This window comes from Neobacillus sp. Fa239 (genome assembly GCF_055395235.1).
Window position 1 is genome coordinate 135,420 of the sequence record NZ_AP041612.1, and the last position, 7,081, is coordinate 142,500.

At 36.7% G+C, this 7,081-nt stretch carries 6 protein-coding genes and 1 pseudogene; 3 read left to right on the plus strand and 4 right to left on the minus strand.

Features of this window, described 5'->3' with window-relative positions:
- The first annotated feature begins 346 nt into the window (after positions 1 to 346).
- Positions 347 to 1,159 carry a polysaccharide deacetylase family protein gene (locus tag ACZ5XR_RS28985; protein ID WP_464502765.1) on the plus strand — a complete coding sequence of 271 codons (813 nt, stop codon included), beginning with the start codon at positions 347 to 349 and terminating at the stop codon, positions 1,157 to 1,159.
- Positions 1,160 to 1,711: 552 nt separating this feature from the next.
- Here the strand turns inward: ACZ5XR_RS28985 and ACZ5XR_RS28990 are convergent.
- On the minus strand, positions 1,712 to 2,032 hold the full coding sequence (locus tag ACZ5XR_RS28990; protein ID WP_464502766.1) for a hypothetical protein: 321 nt from the start codon (positions 2,030 to 2,032) through the stop codon (positions 1,712 to 1,714).
- 296 nt (positions 2,033 to 2,328) lie between these two features.
- Between ACZ5XR_RS28990 and ACZ5XR_RS28995 the strand changes: the two genes are divergently transcribed.
- Both ACZ5XR_RS28995 and ACZ5XR_RS29000 read left to right on the plus strand, forming a co-directional pair.
- Positions 2,329 to 3,090, plus strand: a complete 762-nt coding sequence (locus ACZ5XR_RS28995) for an N-acetylmuramoyl-L-alanine amidase (RefSeq protein WP_464502767.1) — start codon at positions 2,329 to 2,331, stop codon at positions 3,088 to 3,090.
- Positions 3,024 to 3,320, plus strand: a complete 297-nt coding sequence (locus tag ACZ5XR_RS29000) for an N-acetylmuramoyl-L-alanine amidase family protein (RefSeq protein ID WP_464502768.1) — start codon at positions 3,024 to 3,026, stop codon at positions 3,318 to 3,320. The genes ACZ5XR_RS28995 and ACZ5XR_RS29000 overlap by 67 nt, the downstream gene beginning before the upstream one ends.
- A gap of 556 nt (positions 3,321 to 3,876) precedes the next feature.
- Here the strand turns inward: ACZ5XR_RS29000 and ACZ5XR_RS29005 are convergent.
- The 3 genes and pseudogenes from ACZ5XR_RS29005 to ACZ5XR_RS29015 form a co-directional block, all read right to left on the minus strand.
- The gene (locus ACZ5XR_RS29005) at positions 3,877 to 4,629 is read right to left on the minus strand and encodes a type 1 glutamine amidotransferase (protein WP_464502769.1); all 753 of its coding nucleotides are present in this window, start codon (positions 4,627 to 4,629) and stop codon (positions 3,877 to 3,879) included.
- Positions 4,630 to 4,738: 109 nt separating this feature from the next.
- Positions 4,739 to 4,930, minus strand: a pseudogene (locus ACZ5XR_RS29010) (DUF1727 domain-containing protein); the annotation flags it as partial.
- Entirely contained in the window at positions 4,924 to 5,958 is a 1,035-nt protein-coding gene (locus ACZ5XR_RS29015) for a Mur ligase family protein (protein ID WP_464502770.1), read from the minus strand. The pseudogene ACZ5XR_RS29010 and the gene ACZ5XR_RS29015, both read right to left, overlap by 7 nt.
- Between the last annotated feature and the right edge of the window lie 1,123 nt (positions 5,959 to 7,081).

A 7,081-nucleotide genomic window follows, 5' to 3' on the forward strand; every position in this document is an offset into this window, starting at 1 on the left:
AATGACCTTACCTTTATGCTTCCGTTGCCGTCGCACTCCCTGCATACGAAATTGGGTAATGGATCCTCTATCCCGTAGAAATCAAGGCACCGAGTAGAGATACTAATCGGTGCCTTGTTTGTTCTTAATGACCAAATCTGCAGAGAAAAGACACCATTGCAATTAAAAACGCCGATTCAAAAAGTGATCGGCGTTAAATGGGAATTTTTACTTTTATTTTTTTTCTGTAAATAAATATCAAGTAAAAAATTTCGCGTGTTAAAATTAATATGTTTCAGCGATAATTATCTATCAAATGCGAAAGACCTCGATAGAAATAAGATTATACTAAAATATAGGTGATTTTATGAATCAGCGTAAAATGATTTTGTTTTTATCCTGTTTGCTCATTAGCAGTGCTGCTCTATTCCTCTGTACATCAAATAATAAAAAGAATAGTGCGAATGGTTACCAAATAGAGCAGAAAAAGAAAAGTGTAAATCTTGGACACAAAAAGCAATACAATCGACAGCGGGTGGAAACTCTTTATCAACAGTTTCCTGCTGTTGTTATCTATGAGGGACATTCGAAGCTGAAACAGGTGGCGCTAACATTTGACGATGGTCCGGATAACTACTATACACCAAGGATTTTAGATATTTTACATGCAAAAGGAGTGCCCGCAACCTTTTTTATGGTTGGAAAACAAGTCAAACGTTACCCAGATATAGTGAAAAAGATTGTGGCAGAAGGCAATGCGATTGGGAATCACTCGTGGGATCATCCGAAACTATGGACACTTAACAACGCACAAATTACTCAAGAAATTGTTTCTACACAAAACGAAATTCAGCAGATTACGGGTCAGCGAACTACATTGTTTCGACCACCTTACGGAATGGTGACGCCAACAGAAGTGACTCTAATCCATGATCTTGGCTATCGCATCATTGACTGGTCTGTCGACACAGAAGATTGGAAAGGGACTCCAGCCCCCGCCATTGTCAAGACAGTGAACAAGGAAGTTTCACCAGAAGGGATCATTCTGGAACATTGCCTAGCCAGCCGTGCAGGGGAACTGAATGGGACACTACAAGCCCTCCCACAAATCATTGATCATTTGAAGGCTCAAGGCTATCGGTTTGTTACTGTACCATCACTACTTGGTCAATCGCTTTAGGAAATGGATTGCTCGTTGAGAGCATCGAGTTCCTAAGAGGTGAATTAATACGAAAAGGAAACCTGTAGGAGTTTCCTTTTTTTATTGACAAATCGAAATAAAAAAAACGAGTTAACCATACAATGTACTGAATATTTAAAAAGGGATGATCATATGGACCATGAGGAATCCAAAGGCAGTACGTTGCTCGGAATAGTGTTCAACCTCATTTTTTTTGTGTTAAGCGTTCCAATAAGCCTTTACTTTTCTCCTACTCCTAATCTGTCCATTGCCTTTAATATAGCACTCGCTCTTCATATTGGATTCTTCTTCTACTTTGGAGGATTCAGAAAAGAATGGAACACAGTGGGCGGTTTGGGAATAGCTTTTGTCATACAGGTATATATTTTCGGAGGTTTTTTATATGTACCCTTATTTCTGTTGTTCTGCAGTTAAAAAAGCGCCGCAAGGCGCTATATCGAACCAGTTCCATCAGCCTATACCCTTTCCAGAACCGCACCATATGGCATTTCTCTCCGGATTCGCCGAAGCCATTCATAAATGACCGACGTTTTAAACGAGCTTAATCCCAGCTTTTTCACATAGTTCAAATTGATGATCCATCATAACTGTAAACTCATCAGCCTGTTCAACTTTCTCAAAACAAAAAATCATTTTATGATATGGTTCTAAACCCACCGCGCTCTGAATATGTTCAATCCCAACTGTTACAATGTTTTCATTCTGCTTATAACTGATAGAGTAATCGTTAATCAAATGATTTGCTACAAAATCAGTAGCAAATATTTCTTCGATTTCCTTTCTTTTTACCCTATGTATACCTTCTGTAATTCCTCTGAAATTAAAGTTTCTCACTACAAGAATTGCTTTCATTATTCTTCATCCTTTCAGAGACTCATATTTGCCTACTGAGCTATTTTAATCCTTATTTTGATACTAAACTATTATCAAATTGTTAAAATTTCATATAGTTTCCAAATGATGTAGAGAATCCATTTTAAGAATTGATTAAGCTTAAATGAGCTATAATGTATACCTTCATATATAAGCCCTCGAGAATCCTTGCCTAGGGTTTTTTCTCCATCAATTAAATGTTAAAAATAGATTATATTTTGATAGAAACCTGTCCATCCTAGTATTGTAGTTTAAGTAGGATGGAGGTTACTAAAGTGATAGCAACCCGAATGAAGCAAGTATTGGCTGTTGTAAGTGTTTTTGTCCTATCACCCCTATTTTTTATTCCCTTTGAAAGGGATCAAACGGTTTATGCAACTACGATTTCTTCCGAAGATAAGGCAGGATCCAATGAAAATATAGGAGCAACCGTAGAAGCAGCTGTTTTAAACGTTCGAAAAAATCCGAGTTTATTGAGTCCAGTTATAGGTAAAGTAAAACGGGGAACCAAAATAGACATTCAGGAGGAACAATTTGGATGGGCAAAAATGGTGTCCTCTTCTGGCATCCATGGGTGGGTCTATGAAGATTACCTCGCTAAAGACGCACCTGTTATTGCAGGTCCAACAACAACGGGGAAAATCGTTGCTTTTAACGAAAACGGACAAACTCAATCGACTGCATCTATTACAGGGATTCAGACATCTGACCCATCCACTGAGCCCCTTCAAGGAAAATTCATTGTGCTGGATCCGGGACACGGAGGAAAGGATGACGGAGCAACAAGTATTGCCGGAACACCAGAAAAATCTTTAACCTTACCTACAGCGGAAGCCGTTAAACAAGAACTTGAAAACGCAGGTGCCAATGTCATTGTTACTCGGACCGACGATTCGTATGTTCCTTTACTACAACGAGCAGCTCTCTCAAACCAAAACCTTGCGGATGCTTTTATTAGTTTTCACTATAATTGGACAAGAGACCCATCGGTCAATGGGATAACCGATTTTTACTACCGGCAATCAGTAACCCTTTAGCATTCGATATTTTAAATAAAGTCGTCCAAGCAACGGGGTTAAATAGCGAAGGGACAAGATTTGATAACTTGAGTGTTTTACGCAACAATTCACGACCAAGTACTCTCATTGAGCTTGGCTTCCTTACAAATAACAAGGATGATTCGGTTGTTGAAAGTTCTGATTACCGTGATAAAGTAGCTCAAGGTGTTTACCAAGGATTACTCGATTATTTTCAATCAAATAATTAGTGAAAAGTCAGAACCGACGAAACGAAAGAAATTCTTTGGACTGTTTTAAATGTGAAAGGGAGATTCCTCTTGGGGAATCTCCTTTTTTACAGTAATAAAGTAAATCATTATTCAATAATATCTATTTGGAAATGGTGAATTTGAACGAGTATCAAAGACTTGAAAAAATTATTAAAATGACAGATGAAATTTCATCTCAAGCTGATAAGGACTGTTATATAAGGTAGCCAAAATATAGCCGAAATCATCCGATATTAAGGGTTAATATTTCAACATGGTTTCCTATTTTACAAGTTTGCTCTTTTTTGGATTTAAACTGAGGCAAAGCCAAGTATAAAATAAGGAGCAGTAAAGAACAAAAGAAGCTCACAAACTGCCCTTATCATTGGTTTTCACTCAATTTTGAACGGCAAAAAGCAGGCTAGTCGCCTATATTCCCCACTGGCATGTTTGCTTCTCTCCAAAACAAGACTAATCAACACCAACCAAAATAATAAAAAAGAAGCGATTTCCCTTTAAGGTTAGCACTTTACCAAATATAAATGAAATTATGTCTTCACGTTTCATTTTTATATTTTTTCCGTTTAGTGTGCAGGAATCTCTCCCATACGGTCTGGTTTGCTTTGTTCTCCATTTCATCATCGAGAGGTTCTAGTTTCCTCCCAGTCTTTCGTTCATACGCCTTTTCAATTAAGTAATCGGCAATTTTGGGGTTTTTCGGTAGAATAGGGCCATGAAGATAGGTTCCGATTAGGTGATGGTAATGAAGACCCTCTTCGCCGCCGCTTTCTTCATTATTTCCATATCCATTAATAACTTTTCCAAGTGTCTTAAAGTAGTGGTAAGTTTTCCCTCCATGATTCTCAAATCCAACCACTTTCCCAAATTGTTTGGACTCTACTAAAAGGTTGGTCATAAGTCTATCTTCACCTGCTATTGTGTAAAAAGGTAAGATACCCATTCCTTTTAATTTTTCTCCATTTTTAATTTCATAATAATCCCCTAAAAATTGGTACCCTCCGCAGATGGTAAGGGCAGAGACCCCATCCTCAATCCACGCTTTGATTTCCTTAATAAGGGGTACAAGTCTCGTAGTGGCGATGGATTGTTCCCGGTCGCTGCCGCCGCCAATCATAAATAGATCACAGCCCGCCTGTCTTGCATCCTCAGGGTTCTTGATTTCTTCGATGCGAAGAGAGATTCCCCTCCAATCGCACCGTTTCTTTAAGCAAATAATATTTCCTCTGTCCCCATAAAGGTTTAGAGTGTCTGGGCAAAAATGGTATAGTAAAAGTTCCAAAATACCCATCTCCTTTTTTAAGTACTTCTTCCCCTGTAAGTAGGGTAACTAAAGGTGAAAGACAAGTATACGTAGCCATGATATAAGCTGGAAACCCTTTCTGTTTAGCATAAAGGACTGCCTGTTTCAAGTTTGGCAAAATGATAATTTTTTTTTCATCAACGCCGGCATACTTCAATCTAATCGCAACATCATATGCTCTTTTACCGCTTGCAATAAACACTTCTACTTCATCTTGGTTGGCCAATTCCATGTCGATATCCCAAATCCACGAAATGTCTTCCCCATCAGCAAGAAGGTCGTTTAACAAAAAATCAATTGTTTCTTTTCTTTTGATTGAAAAAACTCGGAAAGCGTAACGTTCCCCCCAGCAGGATTCTTCACAAGATTAAGTTTCCATGTTTCATTACCGATAGAAAATTCCTGCATTCTTCCATCTGTTTTTTGGTAGGACATAAACCCTTTCCGGATTGCTTTTGATTCCATTCCTAAAGCTTGGCACACACTAATTGCAAATAAGGCGTTATATGCATTATATTTTCCCCTTAGGGTAGTCGAATATTTCTCCCCATCCATAATAAGCTGAATCCCTTTTTTGCCTTGAAAAACCTTTTCTACAAAAATGGCAGGCTGGGGCCGTGTAAACCCACAACTGCAATAATAATGCCCTAACTGACCAAAATGTATATAGCTGTATGAGAGCTCTTCTTGGCAAATTGGACAAAATTTCGATTCTCCCATATTGTATGTATGAAATCGGCAAGCATTGGCACTTAAACCGACATATATTGTCTCTTTTTGAAGGTCTGAAAACCGATGGACAAACGGGTCATCCGCATTCAAAATGAGCTTAACATTAATGGATTTCAGACAATCTTTCATTTTTTGAATTAAAATGTCAATTTCTCCATACCTGTCCAACTGATCTCGAAAAAAATTGGTCAAAATCAAATAATCAGGCGGGCACTCCAATACAACTTTAGGAAGGCTTGCTTCATCTACTTCCAAAACTGCCACATCATTCATCATCCATCCAATAATTGGAGCATTGCGAACCATTGTTGCAGATATTCCAGTAACCATATTAGATCCCTCGCGATTGGCTATCACCGTTTTTCCACAAAATTCAAGTAGGTGAGCAATCAAATTCGCGGTAGTCGTTTTTCCATTGGTTCCTGTAATATAGATGATTGATCTGGCATTCTTTCTTAAATGACGCAAAAACTTACCATCCAATTTCCTTGCCACAACCCCAGGGATGGTACTCCCTCCATAACCTATTATTTGACTCAATGTTCCTGCTGTTTTCCCTGCCCAAATGGCTAATTGTGTTTTCATGTCTATTCCTCCACAGGTTGTCACAATTTAACTTGAAACTAAACTAGCCATTTTAGAGTATTTCCATTACATTTATATTTCTAAATTTCAGGAAAGTAAAATCAAAAAGTTTCAAAACGAAATCCTTTCCTCTACTCTTAATTTTTACTATTATTTTATATATCCTAACGAATTCTATAACCATTGGATGTATTTTTATAAATCTGGTTAATAATGGATTTTTATGAGCCATTGACTCTTGTTTATCCTCATACATTATAAGTTTTACAGATTTTAAAAAAATTCCATATTTTTCATTCTATTAACAATATTTATAGTAGATGAGGGCACTTACAATTTTAAGTTCAATAAATTTTTTATATCCTCAAACTGATGGATATAAAAAAATGCTGGTACTTCCCGGCAAAGTAATCAAAAATTGTCGAATAACAGATATATAATATAGCGTTTCAAAAAGTTGTTATCAAAGTACATTTTACAATTAAAAATACACTAATTGTTGACTCTTTAAAATGTGAAAACGATTGATTCTTTCTAACCTTTTCTTACTCAAAAATAAATTTCTCCACCGAATAATACGAGAACCTTTATCTTGAATATAGGTTAAACAGTAAATCATGACAAAATCCCCCGCTGGGAGATTCCCCCTTAATCCTTTTTCAATTTATCTTTCTTCTGTTCACAATAATTTTTCGCCTGCAGATTTACTCCATTACGGGGTACCAGCAAATATCCGCTTTCGGCAATTTACCTCGACTATAATATACATTTAATTTACGCTTATCGTAATTCAATCCATGTTCAGATAAAAAATCAGCAAACTGCTTTTGATTAAAATAATGATCCGGCGTTTCTCGAAGAATGGAATGGGTAGGTTTTTGAATTAAATACGTGACCTCTTTTAGACTAATTCTATAAGTAAGTAAGAAATATAAAAGTAAGGAAGTGGATAATGATTCGTCAAAGAATGTTTATCTTGATTGATGATTTTGTATTTGATGTAGATAAATCTGAATTAACGCTAAAAAAATCAAAGTAACGCAGGTTAAATTTAAAAATGAGGAATATAAATAACTCCGAAGAGAATATAATAAGGATATTTTCCTCTTAGAAAAATTGCATG

Bases quoted from the DNA above. Each gene is read 5' to 3' on its own strand.
- ACZ5XR_RS28985 (WP_464502765.1), top strand. From the start codon at position 347: ATGAATCAGCGTAAAATGATTTTGTTTTTATCCTGTTTGCTCATTAGC.
- ACZ5XR_RS29005 (WP_464502769.1), bottom strand. From the start codon at position 4,629: ATGGGTATTTTGGAACTTTTACTATACCATTTTTGCCCAGACACTCTA.
- ACZ5XR_RS28990 (WP_464502766.1), bottom strand. From the start codon at position 2,032: ATGAAAGCAATTCTTGTAGTGAGAAACTTTAATTTCAGAGGAATTACA.
- ACZ5XR_RS29015 (WP_464502770.1), bottom strand. From the start codon at position 5,958: ATGAAAACACAATTAGCCATTTGGGCAGGGAAAACAGCAGGAACATTG.